This is a genomic window from Verticiella alkaliphila (assembly GCF_018904615.1).
GTDB classification, from domain to species: Bacteria; Pseudomonadota; Gammaproteobacteria; order Burkholderiales; family Burkholderiaceae_B; genus Verticiella; species Verticiella alkaliphila.
This window is the reverse complement of the sequence record NZ_JADCNH010000010.1, coordinates 41,376-60,828: the sequence shown is the minus strand read 5'-3', so window position 1 is coordinate 60,828 and position 19,453 is coordinate 41,376. Positions and strand designations below refer to the sequence as shown.

General features: G+C 65.6%; 18 protein-coding genes, 1 tRNA gene and 2 pseudogenes. 8 read left to right on the top strand and 13 right to left on the bottom strand.

The window, feature by feature from the left end:
- Positions 1-65: 65 nt before the first annotated feature.
- The 5 genes from IMZ29_RS09130 (at position 66) to IMZ29_RS22690 (ending at position 3,101) form a co-directional block, all read left to right on the top strand.
- On the top strand, positions 66-401 hold the full coding sequence (locus IMZ29_RS09130) for an STAS domain-containing protein (RefSeq protein ID WP_216182998.1): 336 nt from the start codon (positions 66-68) through the stop codon (positions 399-401).
- 15 nt (positions 402-416) lie between these two features.
- On the top strand, positions 417-1,367 hold the full coding sequence (locus tag IMZ29_RS09125) for an NUDIX hydrolase (protein WP_216182997.1): 951 nt from the start codon (positions 417-419) through the stop codon (positions 1,365-1,367).
- Between the two features lie 104 nt (positions 1,368-1,471).
- A tRNA-Pro gene (locus IMZ29_RS09120) sits at positions 1,472-1,548 on the top strand.
- A 183-nt stretch (positions 1,549-1,731) separates the two neighbouring features.
- Positions 1,732-2,982, top strand: a complete 1,251-nt coding sequence (locus IMZ29_RS09115) for an APC family permease (RefSeq protein ID WP_253206992.1) — start codon at positions 1,732-1,734, stop codon at positions 2,980-2,982.
- The gene (locus IMZ29_RS22690; RefSeq protein WP_253206991.1) at positions 2,946-3,101 is read left to right on the top strand and encodes a hypothetical protein; all 156 of its coding nucleotides are present in this window, start codon (positions 2,946-2,948) and stop codon (positions 3,099-3,101) included. Before IMZ29_RS09115 ends, IMZ29_RS22690 begins: the two co-directional genes overlap by 37 nt.
- Positions 3,102-3,143: 42 nt before the next feature.
- Here IMZ29_RS22690 and IMZ29_RS09110 read toward each other — a convergent pair whose 3' ends face one another.
- Entirely contained in the window at positions 3,144-4,478 is a 1,335-nt protein-coding gene (locus IMZ29_RS09110; protein ID WP_216182996.1) for a sulfatase family protein, read from the bottom strand.
- A gap of 66 nt (positions 4,479-4,544) precedes the next feature.
- Positions 4,545-5,507, bottom strand: coding sequence for a Bug family tripartite tricarboxylate transporter substrate binding protein (locus tag IMZ29_RS09105; protein WP_253206990.1), 963 nt, complete (start codon positions 5,505-5,507; stop codon positions 4,545-4,547).
- A 469-nt stretch (positions 5,508-5,976) separates the two neighbouring features.
- Here IMZ29_RS09105 and IMZ29_RS09100 point away from each other — a divergent pair, with 469 nt between their 5' ends.
- On the top strand, positions 5,977-7,086 hold the full coding sequence (locus tag IMZ29_RS09100) for a hypothetical protein (RefSeq protein WP_216182995.1): 1,110 nt from the start codon (positions 5,977-5,979) through the stop codon (positions 7,084-7,086).
- A 65-nt stretch (positions 7,087-7,151) separates the two neighbouring features.
- Here the strand turns inward: IMZ29_RS09100 and IMZ29_RS22685 are convergent, their stop codons facing one another.
- The 10 genes and pseudogenes from IMZ29_RS22685 to hpaH form a co-directional block, all read right to left on the bottom strand.
- The gene (locus IMZ29_RS22685) at positions 7,152-7,919 is read right to left on the bottom strand and encodes an MBL fold metallo-hydrolase (protein WP_253206989.1); all 768 of its coding nucleotides are present in this window, start codon (positions 7,917-7,919) and stop codon (positions 7,152-7,154) included.
- Between the two features lie 23 nt (positions 7,920-7,942).
- Positions 7,943-8,116 (bottom strand): annotated as a pseudogene (locus IMZ29_RS23270) (MBL fold metallo-hydrolase); the annotation flags it as partial.
- Between the two features lie 552 nt (positions 8,117-8,668).
- Positions 8,669-9,112: a MarR family winged helix-turn-helix transcriptional regulator gene (locus IMZ29_RS09085; protein ID WP_216182992.1), complete on the bottom strand. Its 444-nt coding sequence runs from the start codon at positions 9,110-9,112 to the stop codon at positions 8,669-8,671.
- A 110-nt stretch (positions 9,113-9,222) separates the two neighbouring features.
- On the bottom strand, positions 9,223-10,668 hold the full coding sequence (locus IMZ29_RS09080; RefSeq protein ID WP_216183094.1) for an aldehyde dehydrogenase family protein: 1,446 nt from the start codon (positions 10,666-10,668) through the stop codon (positions 9,223-9,225).
- A 2-nt stretch (positions 10,669-10,670) separates the two neighbouring features.
- Positions 10,671-11,654, bottom strand: coding sequence for a 2-dehydropantoate 2-reductase (locus tag IMZ29_RS09075; protein ID WP_216182990.1), 984 nt, complete (start codon positions 11,652-11,654; stop codon positions 10,671-10,673).
- Positions 11,651-12,598 carry a fumarylacetoacetate hydrolase family protein gene (locus tag IMZ29_RS09070; protein ID WP_216182988.1) on the bottom strand — a complete coding sequence of 316 codons (948 nt, stop codon included), beginning with the start codon at positions 12,596-12,598 and terminating at the stop codon, positions 11,651-11,653. The genes IMZ29_RS09075 and IMZ29_RS09070 overlap by 4 nt, the downstream gene beginning before the upstream one ends.
- Entirely contained in the window at positions 12,595-13,521 is a 927-nt protein-coding gene (locus IMZ29_RS09065) for a DODA-type extradiol aromatic ring-opening family dioxygenase (protein ID WP_216182986.1), read from the bottom strand. The genes IMZ29_RS09070 and IMZ29_RS09065 overlap by 4 nt, the downstream gene beginning before the upstream one ends.
- A 9-nt stretch (positions 13,522-13,530) precedes the next feature.
- Positions 13,531-15,009: an aldehyde dehydrogenase family protein gene (locus tag IMZ29_RS09060; protein WP_216182984.1), complete on the bottom strand. Its 1,479-nt coding sequence runs from the start codon at positions 15,007-15,009 to the stop codon at positions 13,531-13,533.
- A gap of 70 nt (positions 15,010-15,079) precedes the next feature.
- Positions 15,080-15,865 (bottom strand): 4-hydroxy-2-oxoheptanedioate aldolase, encoded by a 786-nt coding sequence (gene hpaI / locus IMZ29_RS09055; protein WP_216182982.1) that lies wholly within the window; start codon positions 15,863-15,865, stop codon positions 15,080-15,082.
- Positions 15,865-16,668, bottom strand: a complete 804-nt coding sequence (gene hpaH, locus IMZ29_RS09050) for a 2-oxo-hept-4-ene-1,7-dioate hydratase (protein ID WP_371820188.1) — start codon at positions 16,666-16,668, stop codon at positions 15,865-15,867. Before hpaH ends, hpaI begins: the two co-directional genes overlap by 1 nt.
- Positions 16,669-16,801: 133 nt before the next feature.
- Here hpaH and IMZ29_RS23265 point away from each other — a divergent pair.
- A pseudogene (locus tag IMZ29_RS23265) lies at positions 16,802-17,032 on the top strand (helix-turn-helix domain-containing protein); the annotation flags it as partial.
- 170 nt (positions 17,033-17,202) lie between these two features.
- Positions 17,203-17,835 (top strand): LysR substrate-binding domain-containing protein, encoded by a 633-nt coding sequence (locus IMZ29_RS09045; RefSeq protein ID WP_371820187.1) that lies wholly within the window; start codon positions 17,203-17,205, stop codon positions 17,833-17,835.
- Positions 17,836-17,949: 114 nt separating this feature from the next.
- On the opposite strand, the gene pdxR is transcribed toward IMZ29_RS09045, so the two are convergent.
- Positions 17,950-19,311: a MocR-like pyridoxine biosynthesis transcription factor PdxR gene (gene pdxR / locus IMZ29_RS09040; RefSeq protein WP_443083795.1), complete on the bottom strand. Its 1,362-nt coding sequence runs from the start codon at positions 19,309-19,311 to the stop codon at positions 17,950-17,952.
- Positions 19,312-19,453 lie beyond the last annotated feature (142 nt).

Sequence of the window (19,453 nt, the reverse complement as noted above, 5' to 3'; positions counted from 1 at the left end):
CCGCATCTCCATGCTGGCATCCAGTCTCGACTGTCCGCATCGTACTGCCTTCAGCCCCAAAAGCCATGACCATTCCGTCTGAAATGTCCGGCGATGTCCTCATCGTCAGCCCCAAGGGGCAGCTCAACAGTACCAATGCCGCTGCCGCCGAGGCCGAACTGGTCCAGCACGTGGCCCAGGGCACGCGGCGGGTAGCGCTGGATTTCAGCCAGCTCGACTACATCTCCAGTGCGGGCCTGCGCGTGGTGCTGGTGCTGGCCAAGCGCCTGAAGCAGGCAGAAGGCAAGCTGGTGCTGTTCGGCTTGCAGCCGCACGTGCGCGAAGTCTTCGAGATCAGTGGTTTCCTTGCCATCCTGACGGTCACGGATACCCGCGAGCAGGCGCTCGCCCAGCTCGGCTGAGGCTGCGTTCGCCGCATGACAGGTGTCGCGCCGGACGGCTCACGCCCCATCACGGCGGAGCTCGTCGCCGTCCTGGTGGCGGTGACCGGAGACGAGCCCCGGGTGCTGGCCACACGTCATGCCCGCGCGCTGCCCGCCGGCCCGTTCCAGCCGTCGCACCGCTCCTTGCAGGCAGGCCTGCGGGCCTGGGTGGAGCAACAGACGCATCATCCCCTCGGCTACGTCGAGCAGCTCTACACGTTTGCCGATCGCGACCGCGTCGATGCCGCTGGCGCGCAAACCATGTCCATCAGCTATCTCGGCCTGACCCGCGAGGGCGAGGCCGCGGACGACACGGATGCGCGGTGGCAGTCCTGGTATCGGTACTTTCCGTGGGAAGACCAGCGCATCGGGCCGCCGGCGCTCATCGCCGGCGCGCTTGAGCCGGCGTTGCGTGACTGGGCGGCAGCGGTGGCATCCGCGGGCGAGCGCGAGGCGCGCCAGACGCGCGTGGACATCATGTTCGGGCTGGGTGGGCATGCCTGGAACGAAGATCTCGTGCTGCAACGCTATGAGCTCCTCTACGAGGCCGCTCTGGTGCCCGAAGCGTGTGTCGAGGGCCACGCGGCGCCCGCGTTGCCCGACGCGGCGGTCGGGACCGCGATGGCGCATGATCATCGCCGCATCCTCGCCACGGGCGTGGCGCGCCTGCGTGCCAAGATCAAGTATCGGCCCGTCGTGTTCGAGCTCATGCCACCTGCCTTCACGCTGCTTCAGCTGCAGCAGGCCGTGGAGGCGATCGCGGGACAGCGGCTGCACAAGCAGAATTTCCGGCGCGTGATCGAACAGCAGGAGCTCGTCGAGGAAACCGGCGAGGTGCAGGCGGGCGGTGCAGGTCGGCCGGCCAAGCTCGTGCGCTTTCGTCGGGGTGTCTTGCAGGAGCGCGCCATCTCAGGAAGCAAACTGCCCTTCGCCCGCTTGGTGTAATTCGAAAGTTCTGATATGATTTCGTGCTTTCCCGGTCCTGCCGCAAAACAGGGTCCGGAAAACGTGGAACATGGCTGCCATGCAGGTCAGCAGCCAGCAGACTTCGGGGCGTAGCTCAGCCTGGTAGAGTACTGCGTTCGGGACGCAGGAGTCGGAGGTTCGAATCCTCTCGCCCCGACCAATTTGGTCGGTTCCCGAAATCATCAAGCGCACGCTGGCATCGGCCTCGTGCGCTTTTTGTTTTGCGCGCGTTCGCCACGCGCGTCTGCCTCAAGTCGTTCTTGCAACTTTTCAGGAACGACTTTAAGTTACCGTCGCGTTCGCGAGCTTTCCTCCCCCTCCCATTTCCTTGATCGGACACGTGATGAGCGATTCCGTGCAGGACCGCGTTGCCCTTGGATCCGCGCCGAATCCGGCGTCTGTCGAGACCGATCCGAATCCCCGCCGCCTGCTCAGTACACTCGATGTCATGGCGCTCATCATCGGCATCGTGATCGGTGCCGGCATCTTCAGCGCCCCTGCGCTCGTCGCTGCCAACGCCTTCTCGGTCAACGAGATGCTGATCGCGTGGGTGGTGGGTGGCCTGATCTCGGTGGCTGGCGCGCTCTGCTATGCCGAGCTCGCCACCTCACATCCCAACGCCGGGGGCGATTACCACTTCCTGCGCCTGGCCTACGGGGAAAAGCTTTCCTTCCTCTTCGCCTGGGCACGGCTCACCGTGATCCCGACGGGCTCAATCGCGCTCCTGGGCTACGTCTTCGGTGATTACGCCACGCAGATCTACCGCCTGGGCGAGTACTCGTCAGCCTGGTATGCGGCCGGCACGGTCGTGGTCCTCACCGTCATCAATCTGGTCGGTCTGCGCTCGGGCAAGTGGACGCAGAATGTCCTGACATTGCTCGAAGTGGGCGGTGTGCTCTTCATCATCGGCGCGGGGCTCTTCATGACGCCAGAGACCCCGGCGGTGGCGCCTACCGCGGCACGCGAGGCCACGCAGTGGGGCCTGGTGCTGGTGTTCGTCATGCTCACCTATGGGGGCTGGAACGAGGCAGCCTATGTGTCCGCCGAGGTGGTTGGGCCGAACCGCAATCTGCCGCGCGCGCTCTTCTGGAGCCTGGCCATCATCACGCTCGCCTACCTGCTCGTGAACATCGCCTTCGTGCGCGTGCTGGGGCTCGAGGGCACGGGCGCGAGCCAGGCCGTGGCTGCCGACATGCTGCGGGCATTGATGGGCGAGCGCGGCGCGCAGATCATCAGCGTGCTGATCGCCGTCTCCGCGCTCACCTCGGCCAATGCCACCATCCTTCTGAGCGCGCGCACCGTGTATGCCTTTGGCCGTGACGAACCGATGTTTCGGTTCCTCGGGCGCTGGAACGCCCGCCACGATGGCCCGAGCAATGCCTTGATGACCTTGTGCGCCATTTCGCTCGGGCTGGTGGTGCTGGGCGCGATCACGCGCAGCGGGTTCTCCACGATGGTGGATTACACGGCTCCGGTGTTCTGGCTCTTCTTCACGCTCACGGGCATCTCGCTCTTCGTGCTGCGTCGGCGCTTTCCCGGCCGGCGCGCCCGTTCAGCGTGCCGCTCTATCCCATCACCCCGCTGCTCTTCATAGGCGTGTGCCTGTACCTGTTGTACTCCAGCGTCATGTACACCGGCGTGGGTGCCCTGGTCGGCATCGCCGTGCTCGTGATGGGCGCGCTGCTGCTGCCGCTGCGCCGTCGGGCTGACTGACGCACCGGCTCGGTGACTAGGCGTTCTGGTCTAGCCGTCTGTTCAGCGCTGTGGCATGTCTTTACGCGTGTAGCCGAGACTGACGGTCGCGTCGGGCGGAATCGCGGGCATGCTCGCATTCCAGTCCTCCCACGCCGCTCTCATCTGCGCGAAGCGCTCGGGATGGTGATGGGCAAGGTTGGCGCGTTCGCGCGCGTCGGTCGTCACGTTGAACAGATACTCGCAATCGTCCACGCGCAGATATTTCCAGTCGCCATGGCGAGCGGCGCGCTGATTCCGGTGATTCATGCGCCAGAACATGGGCCGGTCGATGCTGTGCGCGGGATCCGCAAGGACTGGCAGCAAGGACACCCCGTCGAGCGGGAAGTCTTCGTGCGCCGTGATCCCCGCGGCATCCAGGCAGGTCGCCGACCAGTCCATGGTGAGGCAGTGCTGCCCAGTGGTGGCGCCGCCCGGAATGACGGCGGGCCAGTGGGCGATCCAGGGCACGCGAATCCCGCCTTCGGTCAGGTCCATCTTGCCTCCCACCAGGGGCCAGTTGTCCGAGAAGCGCTCGCCACCATTGTCGCTCGTGAAGATGACCAAGGTATCGCGCGTCAGGTCGTGGCGCCGCAGCGCTTGCATCACCCAGCCAATGCCTTCGTCCATGTGGTGGATCATCTTCTGATAGCTATGGATGTTCCCGCCGTGAAGGTGAAACAGGTTCGAACGCACCTCGGGGGCCATCGCGGCGTCATCGCGCGTCTCCCAAGGCCAATGGGGCGCTGTGTAGTGCAGGCTCAGGAAGAAGGGGGCTGTTTGCCCTGTCGAATCCGCAGCAGATACGCGGTCGATATAGTCGACGGCCCGGCGAGAGATCAGGTCCGTCAGATAGCCCTCCTGCTGGCTTTCCTCGGCGCCCATCCACAGATCATGTTGACCATTGGATCCACAATGGGTGAAGTAATCGACACCGCCTGACATCGGGCCGAAGAACTCGTCGTAGCCCGACAGCGTGGGACCGAACGTCGGCGGGTAGCCCAGATGCCATTTGCCGATCAAGGCGGTCCGGTAACCCGCGTCACGCAGCAGCGACGGGACGGTGGGGTGCGCTGGCGGCAGTCCCAGCGTCGAGCTGCCACGTGCCTTGGCGTTGATCGGCTCTTCAGCCGCGCCGCGCAGGCGGTATTGGTAGCGGCCTGTCATCAGCGCGAAACGGGTGGGCGAGCAGACCGGCGAATTCGCATAACCTTCCAGGAAGCGGATGCCGTTGCTGGCAAGGTCGTCGAGAACGGGCGATACACCGCCGAAGGCGGCTGCCCGTCCGCCGTAGCAGCCCAGGTCCGCGAATCCCAGGTCGTCGGCAACGATGAAGATGATGTTGGGGCGCTTGTTCATGCAGAGAATTCCATGGAAAAAGCCGCGAATCGCGGCTTTCAGGAGACGAGCGGTGGCGACGAGGGATCAGTCCAGTGCCACGCCCGAGGCTTTGATGGGGGCTTCCCAGCGCTTGAGGTCGGCTTGCTGCACCTGGGCAAGCTCGGCACTGGACGACCCAACGGGCTCATAGCCCTGTTTGGCAATGCGCTCGCGCAGCTCGGGCTGGTGCAGGGCGGCGACCACCGCATCCTCGAGGCGTTGGCGCACGTCAGGCGGGGTTGCGGCTGGCGCGTACATCCCGAACCAGACAGAGGCGCTCATGTCGACCCCTTGCTCGCGCAAGGTGGGGACATCGGGCACCACGGGGTCACGCTCGTCGCCGGCGACGGCAAGAATGCGGACTTTGCCCGTGCGATGGAGTTCGGCCGATTCCGAGACGACATCGAACTTGTAGTTGATGTGCCCACCCAGCAAGGCGACGTTGGCGGGCGAGCCGCCCTGGAAGCCGACGTGTTCCATCGGCACGCCTGCTGCCTGCGAGAACATACCACCCAGGAAGTGCTGCATCGTGCCCGAGCCCGGCGTTCCATACGTGCCGGACAGCGGATCGGCCTTGATCTTGGCGATCATCTCGGCGATCGTCGTGGCCCCACTCGCGGGCCCGGCCACGATGCCAAACTGGGTACGTGCGATCAGGGAGATCGGCGCAAAGTCCTTGACGGGATCGTAATCCAGCTGCTTGTAGGCATGGGGAAACACCACCATGGGCCCGGCGGGGACGACGAGTACGGTCTGACCGTCGGGCTTGGCGTTCTTGGCCGCATTCAGGGCAATGCGCCCGGCAGCGCCAGGGCGGTTCTCGACGACGACCGTGTAGTCGTTCTGCAAACCGTTGGCAAGCAGGCGCGTGAGCAGGTCCGCAGAGCCCCCAGGCGGGAAGCCGACGATCACTTTGAGCGTCGGCTTATCCTGCGCAAACGATGGCATGGGCGCGGCGAGCGCGGCCATCAGGGTGCTGGCAACCAGCATCGTGGTCTTCATGGACATGGAACAACTCCGCAATATGAGCGATGCCGAATCTTAGGTAGGGGGCGAAAGGTTGTTCAAATCAACTCGAATGCTCGTTTACCCTGGTTCGACGCGATGCTTACCCGCCTGCGGGCCGCAGGCCGGACGGGTAAACCCTGCTGTTCATTGATTTCATCAACAGGCGCCGCTCCCTGTAGAGTCCACCAGCCAGAGCACAGGAGCGCCACGGCGCTGTCCCTGGCACGCCGGTTCAGCGATGCCCGTCATCACACGTCCAGAGTGACACGCGGCACCTGCGCCAGCAGTTCGCCATCACAACCGCGCGAGGCTCGACCGCAGTGTGTTTGCAAGGGGGCGGATTCGCTGGATGCCATTGGGGTGGCCAGCGGTGGATTCCATGGGGGCAGTCGTGGGCTGGAAAGCGGCAAGTACGTCCTGGGTGTGGCCGTGGCGAGCGCGCAAGTGTTGCGCTGGAAGTCACGCGACGTTGGCGCTGACGCCGACCGTGGCGCGAGGCTGCGGTTTGCTGGCCCTCGCGACGGGCTCGATCTTCATGAGCGGCTGTGGTGATGACCACGCAGCACGGCATCATCACATGCACGCGGCAGCCATCCACAGCATCGGCGACGGACAAGGCCAATTCGACCAGACACCGGAGTGCCTTGCGGCAACGTCTTCGGATGACGACGAAACTGGCTTGCGCACCTTGCAGATGCAAACGGGCCGGATCGTCTTCGTGACGCGCCAGGCAGAGGCGCTTACCGCCGGGCAGGGCGATACGCCCGTGTCGGCCATCACCCTGTTCCCCGGTGGCGACGCTTTGCAGCATGGGTCGACGACCTATCTGCCGGCCACCGGGGGACAGTCAGTGGGCGGCTCAGCCTTGTTCACGCCCACGACGATCGTGTCACGACGCTGGGAAGCTCGGCCAGGCGCTGCCCACCTCACCCTGATCACGCAGACGGCGCACGCAGCGCACCCCGAGGTTGGGGGCGCCATCGTCAGACGACATCGGCTCGGGCCGGCCGAGTACACCGTCGTGTTCTATCCGCGCACGAGTCGCGGCGATCCGCAAGGTGTCTTGGCCAACCTGGTTGCCTTGGAAGTGTTGTTCGCACAGGTGCTGACGCTGGAGACGCATGCGAGATTCCGTTGGGTCATCGCCAAGGCTGGGCATGCGGACGGCACCGACGCTCAGGCGCTTGCCTACCCCATCGTGCTGCGCAAGATTGCCCTGGCGCGACAGTGCGCGGCTGCCGCAGTATCGAGAGCGACATTGGCCGAGCCGATCCCCTGGCAAGTGGCACGCATCGACTCGCCTTCTGTACCCACCGCCGCGATGGATGACAGCGTCAGTGCGTTGTTGATCGGACCAGAAGGGCCACTGGCGCAGCGACAGCTCTTGTTCTCCCGGCTTCCCCATCTTGCGTGCAGCGCGAAGACGGACGACCTCGGCCAGGCCGCTTGTGAGCTTGCCGACACCCTGGGTCATCCGACGCATCCCGGATTCGAATCCGCACCCAACGTGGTGACGTTCCCTGGAGAGGTCGGTGCTGACTTGATCGTATTGCCGACCGCCTTGCCCGTGCGGCGCTGACATCGTCGGCTGCCCAGGACGCTTGGCTCGACACGGGGGGCCAGTTGCCCGGCCCCCAGATTCCGTTACTGCACGTTGCGACTGGCGGTGCTCACCAGGTCAATGCTGGCGGCTTGCGTCCTGCCTTGGAATGCTGCGGTGACCTCGCCTGCGGTTGCGGCGCCAATCGTGCAGCTGGCAATGCCCTTCGCGTCGGTGGCGGCAGTGCACGTCTGCCCATTCTGGGCGGTGAATGTCACCTCGCCATCGGACACGACGTCGAAGAAGTTCGACACCCTAGCCGCCACGACCATCCCCGTCGCGCCGAAGCCACCATCGAAGAACTCAACCGTCGTGGGACGCCACACCGGGTTGCGCGCGGTTGCGTCGCGATTGGCCAGTTGCGCTGCCGAGCAGGAGCGCAGGGTCGCGAATCCGAGTTGAATTTTCGCGGTGCCCTGGATCATTGGATTGCTGTTGGCAATACCGTCCTGGGCCTGGATAGCCCGGATTCGATCCAGGGACTTGTCTTCGAACGCGTGCGAGTTGATGCTGCCATCGACCTTCTGGATCGTGACCTGCTCGAACATGGCTTCGGCCCCCCGCATGTACAGCAAGGCGTCGGCCGCTGTCCCCGGGAACGCCGAGCCGCCCCAGTAGGCAAGCTTGTGCTGCTGGCCTTTGTAGGTGACGGGCAGGATGAGGCTAGTGGTGCCTGGGGTGTGGCCGGGCGTGGCCATGGCCGTGAACGTCTGGCCTGCGATCGTGAGCTGGCGGGGTGCCGGGTCCGCGCTGTCGATCTGCACAGTGGCTTGATAGGGCTTGTTGGCGTTGTAGTCGGCGGACCCGACCACCGTCGTTGCCGGTTGGTAGCGCGCTTGAAGTTCGGCGCGCCGCCGTCGTGATCGCCATGTCCGTGGGTGACGACGATGCCTCGCAGGGTCGCCGGATCAATCCCCGCGCTGCGCAGCTGCGGCACGGTGATGTTCTGCACGTCCGCGGCATTGTTCATTGTGTCGAACAGGATGTAGCCGCCGTCGGGCGTCTTCATCACGTATTGCCCCACCGAGACCGTTCCGGTGAAGTAGAAGCCATCGAACAGCTCCGTGATTGGAATCTCGGTTCGGTCCGCCAGCGCGGGGTTGCGCCCGGTGCCGGCATTCGCGCACCAGTGGGGCGCCGTGATGTCGTCGTTGTTTGCCCAGGCCGTCTGGGCGATCTGCATGTGCTTGTCGTACTCCGTCGCGGTATCGGGCAGCTTCGTCGCCAGGGGGGTGAATGCGGCGGGGTCTGTGACGGTGTAGGGGTCGTCGTCGCCGCCGCAGGCATAAAGGCTCGTGCCGAGTGCGACGCTGGCGACCGACAGGAGGGCGAGTCGACGAAACGGGGGGGTGATCATGTGGGTGCTCCAGGATATCCAACGTGTCCGATGGCAAGCGCCGTCGCGTGCGCGACGGAGGTCTTCTTCTTGTTTGCTAGCGCTTCGCTGGCGCGAAGCGCTGCCCAGTCATCGTAGGAGGGCTCCTCGGCGTTGTTCAAATCAATGAACCCACAGGGAAACCCTAGATCCTGGGCTGGTGCGGCGTGCGTGCAAGGTGCAGGATCAACGCTGCCGGCCGAGACGACGCTCGGCCTTGGGCAGCGGCATTTCGGCTGCCAGCGCTTGCGCGCGCTCGTGCATGGCCACCAGGGCCGCATCCAGGCAGGCCAGGGTTTCCGCGTCCAGATCCTGCAACAAGCCCAGGTTCACCTGCCGGGCGAGCGGAAACAGTTCGGCGTAAAGCGCACGACCTTTGTCCGTGATCTCGAGGATCAGTTGACGGTCGGCCAGATACGTCTTCCTGGCCAGTTCCTTCTGCACCAGGGATGTGACGCCGCGGGACAGGCGCGACTTGTCGAGCCCCGACTGGGTGGCGAGGCTCTTCCAGGTCATCTTTGGCGCGCGCGCCAGGACGGCAAGCACGCTCCACTCCCTGCGGGTGATGCCGAACTGTCCCTCACAGAGCCGCGTGACGATGCTGCCGCCGAGCGCCAGCACCTTGCTCATTCGGTAAAGAACGAGCTGCTGGATGTTCGAGGGCTCATCCAGGCTCTGATGGTTCAACATGAGTGCCCCCCGCTGAGGCAGCTGGTCGCCTCTCATCCTGAAGAGACCCGTCAGGGCTGCACGTAAGACGTTTTCGTGGTGGTGTAGAACTCTACCGCATGCCGTCCCTGTTCACGGGGACCATGACTGGAGGACTTGCGTCCACCGAACGGCACGTGAGGATCCACCCCAGCGGTGGGCGCATTCACCATGACCATGCCGGCTTGCAGGTGTCGCTTGAAGTGCGCGGCATGCTTGAGCGATGTCGTGACGACACCTGCGGAAAGACCGAACCGCGTGTCGTTGGCGATGGCCAGCGCGTGATCGGCATCCGCAGCCCGGATTACGCAGGCTACCGGGCCGAAGATCTCCTCCTGGTTGATGCGCATGTCGTTGGTCGTTGCGGTAAAAAGCGCGGGCCGCAGGTAATAGCCAGGCTTGCCATCGACAACCTCCAGGGCCTCGCCGCCGACGACGAGCTGGCCCCCCTCGCGCGCGCCGAGCGCGATGAAATCGATGTCCTGCTGGCGTTGCTTGGCATCGACGACCGGCCCGATGACGGTTCCCGCCGCGCGCGCGTCACCCACGGGCAGCGTCGCCAGCTTGTCCCGCATGGCCGCCACGAAGCGATCGTGGATGCCGTTCGTGACGATCAGGCGGGATGAGGCGGTGCAGCGTTGGCCGGTGGCGTAGTACGCGCCGTTGATGGCGCAGTTCACCGCCGTCTGCAGGTCCGCGTCGTCCAGGACCACGAGCGGATTCTTGCCCCCCATTTCCAACTGGAACTTGGCCATGGCGCCGGCACGGCCGATCGCGGCCTGGGCAACTTTGCGACCCGTGCCTTCCGAGCCGGTGAACGTGATGGCTGACACACGCGGGTCCGACAGGAGCACGTCACCAATGTCGCGACCGCGCCCCATGACCAGGTTGAAGGCGCCGGGCGGGAATCCGGCGCGACTGATGATCTCTGCCAACGCCCAGGCGCTGCCGGGCACCAGCTCGGCGGGCTTGAACACCACGGCGTTGCCGTAGGCCAGCGCGGGCGCGATCTTCCAGGCGGGGATCGCAATGGGAAAGTTCCAGGGCGTGATGATGCTCACGACGCCCACAGGCTCGCGGGTGATCTCGACGGTCATGCCTGGACGCGTGGAGGCGAGGAGTTCGCCGGCAACCCGGAGTGCTTCACCGGCGAAGAACTTGAAGATCTGACCGGCACGGACCACTTCGCCTTGCGCGTCCGGCAAGGCCTTGCCTTCTTCCCTGGCCAACAGGTCGGCAAGTTCGTTCTTGCGCGCGAGGATTTCACTGCCCACGGCATCCAGGGCATCGGAGCGCGCCTGAGGGGTCATCGCTTGACAGTTCGCCAGGGCGTGGTGCGCCGCTGCGATGGCGTCGGTGGCTTCTGCGGCACTGGCACGCGCGTAGACACCCACGACGTCCCGGGTGTCCGACGGATTGACGTTGTCCGTGGCGTCGGCGCCGGCGTGCCACTGTCCGCCAATGAAGTTCGGGAAGATGTTCATGTCTTGGGATAGATTCCGTGGACCTGACCGAAGAGTCGAGTCAGCCCCAGGAGGGCATCGGTGTTGGGTGTGGCAACGCCCAGGCGCTCGCCCAGTTCGCGGACCACGCCCACGATCGAATCGAGTTCGAGCGGGCGGCCGGCTTCAGCGTCTTGCAACATGGACGTCTTGAACGCGCCTAGTCGGGCCGTCATGGCATGGCGCTCTTCGGGCGCCTGCTCGATCGGGCACCCGATGCGCGCGCCGATCGTGGCGGCTTCGTTCATGACCGCAGAGCAAAAAGCCCGCACCAGCGGATCCGCCAGGACGCGGTCCGCCGTGGCGCCGGTGATGGCGCTCACGGGGTTCATCGTCATGTTGCCCCACAGCTTGTACCAGATGTCGCGTCGAATGTCGGCACTGTGCGTGACAGAGAAGCCTGCGGCGGTAAGCAGCTCGGCGATGCCCTGGGCACGTGCGCTCAGGCCGCCAGCCGGTTCGCCAATGACGAGCCCGTCACCCATCTTGTGCACGACCAGGCCCGGTTCGGATACCGAGGTGCTCGCATGGACGACGCAGCCCAGGACATGCTCAAACGCAATGGTGCTGGCGATCTTGCCGTCCGGGTCCACGCTCTGCAAGGGGGCGGGACCGACTTCCTCGCGCCCGTTGCAGAACCACCACGGCACGCCGTTGATGGCCGGCAGCACCCGCGTGTCCGGACCCAGCAAGGGCGCGACGCTGCTGACGGCGGCGGACAGGGCGGGGCCCTTCACGGCAAGCACCACCACGTCTTGTGGACCCAGGTCCTGTGCCCGGTCCGTCGCTACGGCGGGGGCCTGCAGCAAGCCATCGCTGGTTTGCAGGCGCCAGCCATGCGTGCGCAAGGCGGTCAGCACGGCGCCCCGGGCCACGGCGCTGACTTGGCACTGCCCTGTGACCGCCAGGCGCGTGCCGATCCATCCGCCGATCGCGCCCGCGCCGACAATGCAGACTTTCATGCGTTGCCTCGGGCCTTGTTCAGATTGTCCTTGAGGTGCTCGGGAACGCGCTCGTCAAAGCCGCAGGCGACGCGCTTGACCTCAGGCGAGTCCGTGGGCGCGTGACCGACGCCCAGTGCGCTGGCGCGCGGCGCGTCGATGGCGACGACCGTGCCCGAGACTCGGCCAAGACCCGAGATCTCGCATTCCACCGTATCGCCCGCGTTCACGCTGCGCGAATGGCAGGGCGTGCCCATCAGGATGACGTCGCCCGGGCACAGCGTGATGTGCCGTGCGATGTCGGCGATCACGTAGTGTGGGCCCCAGATGGTCTCTTCGCCGATGTGGGCTTCCTGGACCACATACCCATTGACCAAGGTGCGCAGGGTCTGCTCGAAAAGATTGACGCCGCGCACGATGCCTGGGCCGATGGGCAGGAGGGTGTCGGCACCCTTGACGCGCAACATGCTGCCCTGATCGGTGTCGCGAAAGTTCTGCAGCCCCATGTCCAGGGCCGGGCAGAAACCTTCGATGTAGTCCCAGGCCTCGTCCGGCGTGACGTTGCGGCAGGTGCGCGAGATCACCACGGCGTACTCGCCTTCGTAGTTCAGGTACTCGCAGTCGGCCGGCTTGAGGATCTCGCCGCCATGGCCGTTCAGGGACGTCTGCGGCTTCGTGAAGTACGTGGGTGTGTCGGTGGGTTTGGGCTTGTTGCGCGTCTCGATGCTGCGCGAGCGGTAGCTGATGTGCACCGCAATGATCTTGGTCGGATTCACAGGCGGAAGGTAGGACTGCCCCTCGGCGTCGACGACGCGCCCGTCGTCCAGGCGCAGGCTACCCGCGTGCTCTCCGGACTCGATGATCGTGCCCCAGTGTGCGCTGCCACCGATCAGGACCCGGCGGCGTTCGATGCGCGGCCCCTGCATGACAGCGGGAAGTGTCTGGAAAGGAAATTCGAAGTTCATGCCTGTACCCCTTCCGTCACGCGGCTAGGCGTCTGTGCACCCGCCGCGGGTTTTTGCGATCTGTCGAACCAGATATGGATGTTGCCGGTGCCACGCGCATTCTCATAGGCGGACAGTGTCTCGCCCTTGTCCGTGCAGTCTGCCCCGCCCATGGCGCCCAGCATCTGCAGGTAGTGCGCGCCGAAGGCTTCCCAGGGCTTGCGTCGGTACTCATCGTCCCAGCGCGCGAGGATCTCGTCGTGACGACCCGCCTGCATCAGGGCGATCGCACCCTTGTCGCTGGCGATGTTCTCCGGTGACGATACGTTCGATTCGTGGAAGATCCGCGGGTGCTTGGGTTTCCAGTCGATCTCATTGAACTTGTGGCTGAGCGCACCCGAGCCCAGCAAGACCACGCGCAGGTCGCTGCGCTCGATAGCCTCGCCAATGGCCTTGCCGGATTCCAAGAAATGTTCCCAGGCGCAGTTCTGGCAGGAACTCACTGTCACGATCGGCGTGTCGGACAGCTCCAGATGCAGATGCTTGATCAGGTTGACCGTGGCATAGTGCCGGCCCAGGTCGGGATGGCTCACCGCCCGGTTGTAGCCACCGCGCTCGCGCGAGACCACTTCAATCGCGCGGGCAAGCTCAGGATGTCCGCGATACTTGTACGGCACGCCGTGCAGGTACCACGGCATCTCGTCCGAGATGTACATGCCTTCGTACTTCTCCCAGGCATCGACGAGGTGGTAACCCGTCGTGAACCAGTGACTGTCGAAGATGATCACCACGTCCGGTGCGAGCGCATCGATGCGCTCGCGCAGGCGGGCGAAACCGGCGATGAGATCCGAGTCTTCGCCCGCGCCCATGGCACGTCGAAACTCTTCGCACTGCATCAGCCCGGGGTGGTGCGACACGAGGGCCGCGCCGACGATCTGTCCCATGGTGTTCTCCTATCGATGCGCAAAGCTTGCGCGAAACGGCTTCTTGGGGACCACGACATCCTTGATGTCCGAGAAAAACTCGAAGCTCCAGTCGCCGCCTTCGCGGCCAATACCGCTGCGTTTGATGCCGCCGAATGGCGCTGCCAGATCCCGGATGCCGAAGCTGTTGACCCAGATGAAGCCCGTGCGCACGCGTTCGGCGAGGGCGGTGGCGTGGGTCGTTTCGCCATAGCAGACACCGCCGAGGCCGTAGTCCGTGCTGTTGGCCAGCGCGATCGCCTCGTCGTCGTCGTCGAACGTCTGCAGCGTCAAGACCGGGCCGAACACTTCGTTCTGCACGATCTCGTCGTCCTGCTTCAGGTCTGTGACGAGCGTGGGCTGAAAGTACTGAGCACCGAACGGGTGCGGTCCACCGCCCCAGAGCAGCGTGGCGCCGCCTACAACCGCGCGATCGACAAAGCCTTTGACCCGTTCCACCTGTCTGGGATGAATGATCGGGCCGACCTCCGTCGCTTCCTCGCGGGGGTCACCCACGACCAGGCCTTCGACCAGAGCCCGCATCTTGGCCACGAACGTGTCGGCCACCCCGCGATGCACGAGAAGGCGTGTGCCGGCCAGGCAGACCTGGCCTGCGTTGCGGTACATCAGCGCGGCCGTCGCGGCAGCACCATCCAGGTCAGCGTCCTCGAGCACGATGAACGGGCTCTTGCCGCCCAGCTCCAGGCTGCAGGGCACGAGGTTCGCGCCTGCGGCCTGGGCGATCAGCTTGGCTGTGGGCACGCTACCAGTGAAGGAAATCCGGGCCACCCGCGGGTCGCGCACCAGTGCCGCGCCCGTGGTCGCGCCGATGCCCTGGACCACATTGAACACGCCTGCCGGGAGGCCGGCAGCGTCGGCTGCATCGGCCAGGATCGAGCAGGTGAGCGGCGCCCACTCGGGCGGTTTCAGGATGCAGGTGTTGCCAGCGGCCAGCGCGGGCCCGAGCTTCCAGGTCGACAGCATCAACGGCGCGTTCCACGGCGTGATGATGACGGCCACCCCGGCCGGATCGTGTCTGACGAGGTGATGCGCCTGCTCCGTATCGATCGGGCGATTCTGCAGATCAAGCGCGTGTTGCGCAAACCACAGGATGTTCTGCATGGCGCGCGGCACCACGCCGTGACGCATCCGCGACAGGAGGATCCCGGCATCGTTGCTTTCGACCGTGCACAGCATCTCGGCACGTTTGCCAATTTCTTCGGCATAGCGCTGCAGGTACGGCAAGCGTTCGGCGGCCGTCAGAGCGCTCCAGGCGGGAAAGGCAGCTTGGGCCGCCTGGATCGCCGCCTCGACATGCTCGTCGCGGCCTTCGGCCACTTCGCCGAGCCGGCGTTGGTCGATCGGGCAGTGAATTTCAAAATGGCTGTCGCTGGTCACGCGCTTGCCATTGATGTAGTGGTCGGTGCACACGTCGTATCCGGCGACGTGCACGTGGTTGGGTAAAGGCATGTCCTCTCCAGTCGAGGGTGGCGGGCGCCGCAGCCCGGCGCCAGACGAGAGAGCTGCGGCGTGCGTTGTCTTAGCCGGCAGCTTTGGCTGTGGTAATGAAGCGTTTGGCGAGCGCCCGGCCCGCCTGCGCCAGGAGCGTGGTGTCCACGCCCACCGCCACGAAGGTGGCCCCAAGGTCGAGGTACTGGCGAGCCAGCGTTTCGTCGATCGTCAGCACGCCGGCGGCCTTGCCGGTAGCGATGATGCGGGAAATCGCCGTCTCCACGGCGGCGCGCACGTCGGGGTGACCGGCGCCGCCGAGGTGCCCCATGGACGCCGCGAGATCAGCCGGCCCCACGAAGACGCCATCGACACCGTCCACGGCGGCAATGTCTTCGAGGTGCTCCAGGGCAGACACGGTCTCCACCTGCACGAGCAGCGCCACGCGATCGTTCGAAGCGTGGAGGTAGTCGCTATAGTCATTCCAGCGCGACGATCGAGCCAGGCCGCTGCCGACGCCGCGGATGCCTTGCGGGGGGTAGCGGACGGCGCGCGCCAGGTCGCGTGCCTGTTGCGCGGTCTCGACCATGGGCACGAGCAACGTCGTAGCGCCGATTTCCAGTACCTGCTTGATCAGCGCGGCATTGTCATGGGGTACACGCACGACCGGCTGGCTGGCGTAGGGCGCGATGGCTCGAAGGCTGGCCAGCATGGTGCGCAGGTCGTGCGGCGCGTGTTCGCCGTCGATCAGCAGCCAGTCGAACCCAGCCGTCGCGCAAAGCTCTGCCGCGCAGCTGTCGACCAGGCCGAGCCAAAGTCCGATCTGCGGCTCGCCGTGTTGCAGTCGCTGCTTGAAGGAATTGGTCGGCGTGTGCATCAGATGAACCTCGCGGAGATGGAGCCGAGCGGGCCATAGTCCGCGTGAAAGGTGTCGCCGGCTGCGCAGGCGACCGGACGCGTGAACGAGCCGCCCAGCACGATGTCGCCGGCGTCGAGGCTCTCGCCATAGGGAGCGATCTTGTTGGCCAGCCAGGCAACGCCATTGCCCGGGTGATTGAGCACGGCTGCGCCGAGCCCGGATTCCTCTATCACACCGTTCTTGAAGAGCAGAGCGCCCGCCCAGCGCCAATCCACCGCGTCGGGTTTCATGGGACGCCCGCCGAGGATGATGCCGCCATTGGCCGCGTTGTCCGCGATCGTGTCGAGCACCGTGCGGGGTGCCTTCGTATGCCGGTCGAACTGCTCGATGCGCGCGTCGATCAGTTCCAGCGCGGGCACGACGTAATCGGTGGCGTTGAGCACGTCGCACAGCGTGACGTTCGGCCCTTGCAGGCGTCGGCCCAGAACGAATGCCAGCTCCACTTCAAAGCGGGGGACGATGAACCGGGATGCCTCGATCTCGGCGCCGTCGCGCAGGACCATGCTGTCGAGCAGGACGCCGTGGTCCGGTTCGGTGATCTGCGCGGCGATCTGCATCGCGCGTGAGGTCAGTCCGATCTTGCGTCCCACAGGGCGGCGCCCCGCCTCGCGCTGCAGACGGATCCATTCGCGCTGAATGGCGTAGCTGTCGTCGATTGTCATGCCCGCATACCGGCGGGAGAACTGTTCGATCTGCACGCGCGAGGCCTCGGCGGCTTGAAGCTCCTTTGCGAGTTGGGTGTAAAGGACGGGGTCAAGCACTGTCGGTCTCCTGATGTCGTTGTCGTTGTCGTTGGCGATGGCATTGCGCCACATTGTTGAAGATCACCGCACGTAGCACAATCATGCGTTTTTTGACAGTTTTCAAGCTTGTCTTGATAATCGACCGAATTCGATGCCATTCCTTGGCGCACTGGCCACAGGCGTGCAGTCTTTACGGGTCCTCAATGGAAATCAAGACACTCGTCCTTGCAGGCTTTGCGCCATGCCGCTGACGCGACTCACGCTGCGCCAGCTCGAAGCTTTCGTTCTGGTCGAGGAACTGCGCAGTTTCAGCGCGGCTGCGACGCGCATGGGCCTGACCGTCCAGGCGGTAAGCCAACTGGTGGCCGAACTCGAAGCCACCGTGGGCTTTCGCTTACTGGAGCGCACAACGCGGCGCGTGGAGTTGAGCAGCGCTGGACGGGACTACCTGCCCTCTGCCGAGACCGTGTTGCGCCATGTTCGTGCCGCCGAGATTGCGGCTGACGACGTGCGCAACCGTGCGTCGGGGCTGGTTCGCGTGGGCGCGCCCTGGTGCTGGCGGCGACGGCGTTGCCTGAGGCGATCCACCAGTACGCGGCCCGGTTGCCAAAGGTGGTGGTGCGGGTGTGTGACGTCGCGGTGGAGAGGCTCGTCGACAGCGTGGCCTCCGGCGACGTCGACATCGCCGTGGGGCCGGACCGGGCCACGGGACGTGACGTGCGCTCGCAAACGCTGTTTCATAGCCCCTGGGTGCTATGGTGTGCGCCCACCCATACGCTGGCCACCCGCCGAAGCCTGCGCTGGGCGGAACTGCATGACGAGCCGCTCGTCGCGGCTGGCCGCGACCACGAGATCAGTGTCGAGCGCATGCGCCTGAACGTCCCTGAGCACGAACGCGTGGCGCCAGTGGACATCGTCGACAACATCTCCACGGCACTGGGCATCGCAGCGCAGGGCCGGTCCGCCACCCTGGCGCCCGCTTATGTGCGGACGTTGGCGGAGACGTTCGGTTTGCGCATGCAGCGGGTCGTCGACCCCGAAACCGTCCGCGACGTCTGTCTGTACCGCCCAGAGGGGCGCTCGTTGTCGCCGGCAGCAGAGGGATTTGCCCAGTTTCTCGAAACCGCGCTCAAGGCTTGGGCCAGGCGGCTGGGTCGCCCGACAGCCCGCCCGGCTAGGATGTAGGCCTTGCAAGCACGGCGTTTTGGCGCAGGCTTGGAAGGAGGGACTCCCGCCGCCGCCCTCCGGATCGAACTGGAATCCCTGATCTGCCGCAGCTTGGGCAGCATGGTCAGTGCCTTACGGGATACCTGCGCCAGTGCGCAAGACATCGCGCAGCGTCCAGAAGCCGGCGACGATCTCGGGCTCCGGCACACTGGCATACCCCAGCAGCAGGCCGCGGGCACCCGTCGATCCCACGTAGTAGCGTGACAGTGGCCGCGTGAGGATGCCCCGGGCCTGCAAGGCCTGGGTGAGGGCGGCGTCGTCGACGGCATCGGGCAGCCGCAGCATCAAGTGCAGGCCGGCGTTGCTGTTGTGTTCCCCCAGATAGGCGTCGCCCAGATGCTCGCGGATCAGCCGGGCGAGCAGGCTGCGCCGGCGGCCGTAGAGCACGCGCATCCGGCGGATGTGCGCTGCGTAGTGGCCTTCTTGCAGCAGCTCTGCCAGCGCCAGATGCGTCATGCCATGGCCTTCACGGTAGAGATCGGCGTGCGCGCTGCGAAAGGCGTCGGCCAGCGCCACAGGCAGCACCATGTAGCCCACGCGCAGGCCGGGAAAGAGCGTCTTGCTGAAGGTGCCGATGTAGATCACCGGCGCGTCCGTCTCCAGGCCCTGGACGGCGGGCACGGGGTGGCCACCAAATCGGAATTCGCTGTCGTAGTCGTCCTCCAGCACCCAGGCGCCCGTACGACGGGCGAAGGCCAGCAGCGCCTGCCGACGTGGCAGGCTCATCACGGCGCCCAACGGATACTGGTGCGAGGGGGTGACGACAATAAGACGCGGCGCATCGGTTCCGTCTTCCGGCAAGCGCATGCCGTGTTCGTCCACGGGCATGCCCTGCACGTGCAGACCGTTCATGCGCAGCACCTGACGAATGCCCCAGTAGCCGGGGTTCTCCACCCACGCGGCATCGCCCACGTCGGCCAGCATGCGGGCCGCGAGGTCGATGGCCTGATGCACCCCTTCGGTGACGAGGATCTGTCCGGGCTCGCAGTGCACGCCCCGCGCCACGCGCAGATAGGCCGTCAGCGCCTCGCGCAGCGCCGCGTGGCCACCGCCAGCACCGTAGGTGAGCAGCGTCGGGTCGGGCGAGCGCCAGAGCCGCGAGAGGGCCCGCGCAAAGTGGCGGTTGGGAAACTGCGTGACGTCGGGCACGCCGGGCATGAAGGCGCCCCATTGGCAGAGCGATGCCGCGGGTTGCGCGAGCAGGTTGCGAGCACGTTGAGACAGACCTGTTGCCGCATGTCCTGGGCTGGCAGCTGCCTGAGCGGAGGGGGTGTCGAGGAGTCGGTCCGGCGCGGTGGCCGCGACGAAGGTGCCACTGCCCACGCGACTGAGCACGTAGCCCTCGGCAAGCAACTGGTCGTACGCGTGCATGACGGTGTTGCGCGAGAGCCGTATCTCGCGGGCGAGATCGCGCGAGGCCGGCAAGCGCGACAGCGGCGCGAGCGTGCCATCGAGGATGGCGCTGCGCAGGCAGGCGTACAGCGCGCGGTTGCGCGGCAAAGCGGGGTCGGGGTCCAGGCGTTGCAGGACGAGGTCGGCGCAGACGGATTGCATGGCGCATTCTAGTCGGACGGTC

What these genes read in the sequence shown, in the direction of transcription:
- IMZ29_RS09060 (WP_216182984.1), bottom strand. Translation starts at nt 15,009, where the DNA reads ATGCCTTTACCCAACCACGTGCACGTCGCCGGATACGACGTGTGCACC.
- IMZ29_RS09065 (WP_216182986.1), bottom strand. Translation starts at nt 13,521, where the DNA reads ATGGGACAGATCGTCGGCGCGGCCCTCGTGTCGCACCACCCCGGGCTG.
- IMZ29_RS09085 (WP_216182992.1), bottom strand. Translation starts at nt 9,112, where the DNA reads ATGAGCAAGGTGCTGGCGCTCGGCGGCAGCATCGTCACGCGGCTCTGT.
- IMZ29_RS09110 (WP_216182996.1), bottom strand. Translation starts at nt 4,478, where the DNA reads ATGAACAAGCGCCCCAACATCATCTTCATCGTTGCCGACGACCTGGGA.
- IMZ29_RS09075 (WP_216182990.1), bottom strand. Translation starts at nt 11,654, where the DNA reads ATGAAAGTCTGCATTGTCGGCGCGGGCGCGATCGGCGGATGGATCGGC.
- IMZ29_RS09130 (WP_216182998.1), top strand. Translation starts at nt 66, where the DNA reads ATGACCATTCCGTCTGAAATGTCCGGCGATGTCCTCATCGTCAGCCCC.
- hpaI (WP_216182982.1), bottom strand. Translation starts at nt 15,865, where the DNA reads ATGCACACGCCGACCAATTCCTTCAAGCAGCGACTGCAACACGGCGAG.
- IMZ29_RS09125 (WP_216182997.1), top strand. Translation starts at nt 417, where the DNA reads ATGACAGGTGTCGCGCCGGACGGCTCACGCCCCATCACGGCGGAGCTC.
- IMZ29_RS09105 (WP_253206990.1), bottom strand. Translation starts at nt 5,507, where the DNA reads ATGTCCATGAAGACCACGATGCTGGTTGCCAGCACCCTGATGGCCGCG.
- IMZ29_RS09070 (WP_216182988.1), bottom strand. Translation starts at nt 12,598, where the DNA reads ATGAACTTCGAATTTCCTTTCCAGACACTTCCCGCTGTCATGCAGGGG.
- IMZ29_RS09115 (WP_253206992.1), top strand. Translation starts at nt 1,732, where the DNA reads ATGAGCGATTCCGTGCAGGACCGCGTTGCCCTTGGATCCGCGCCGAAT.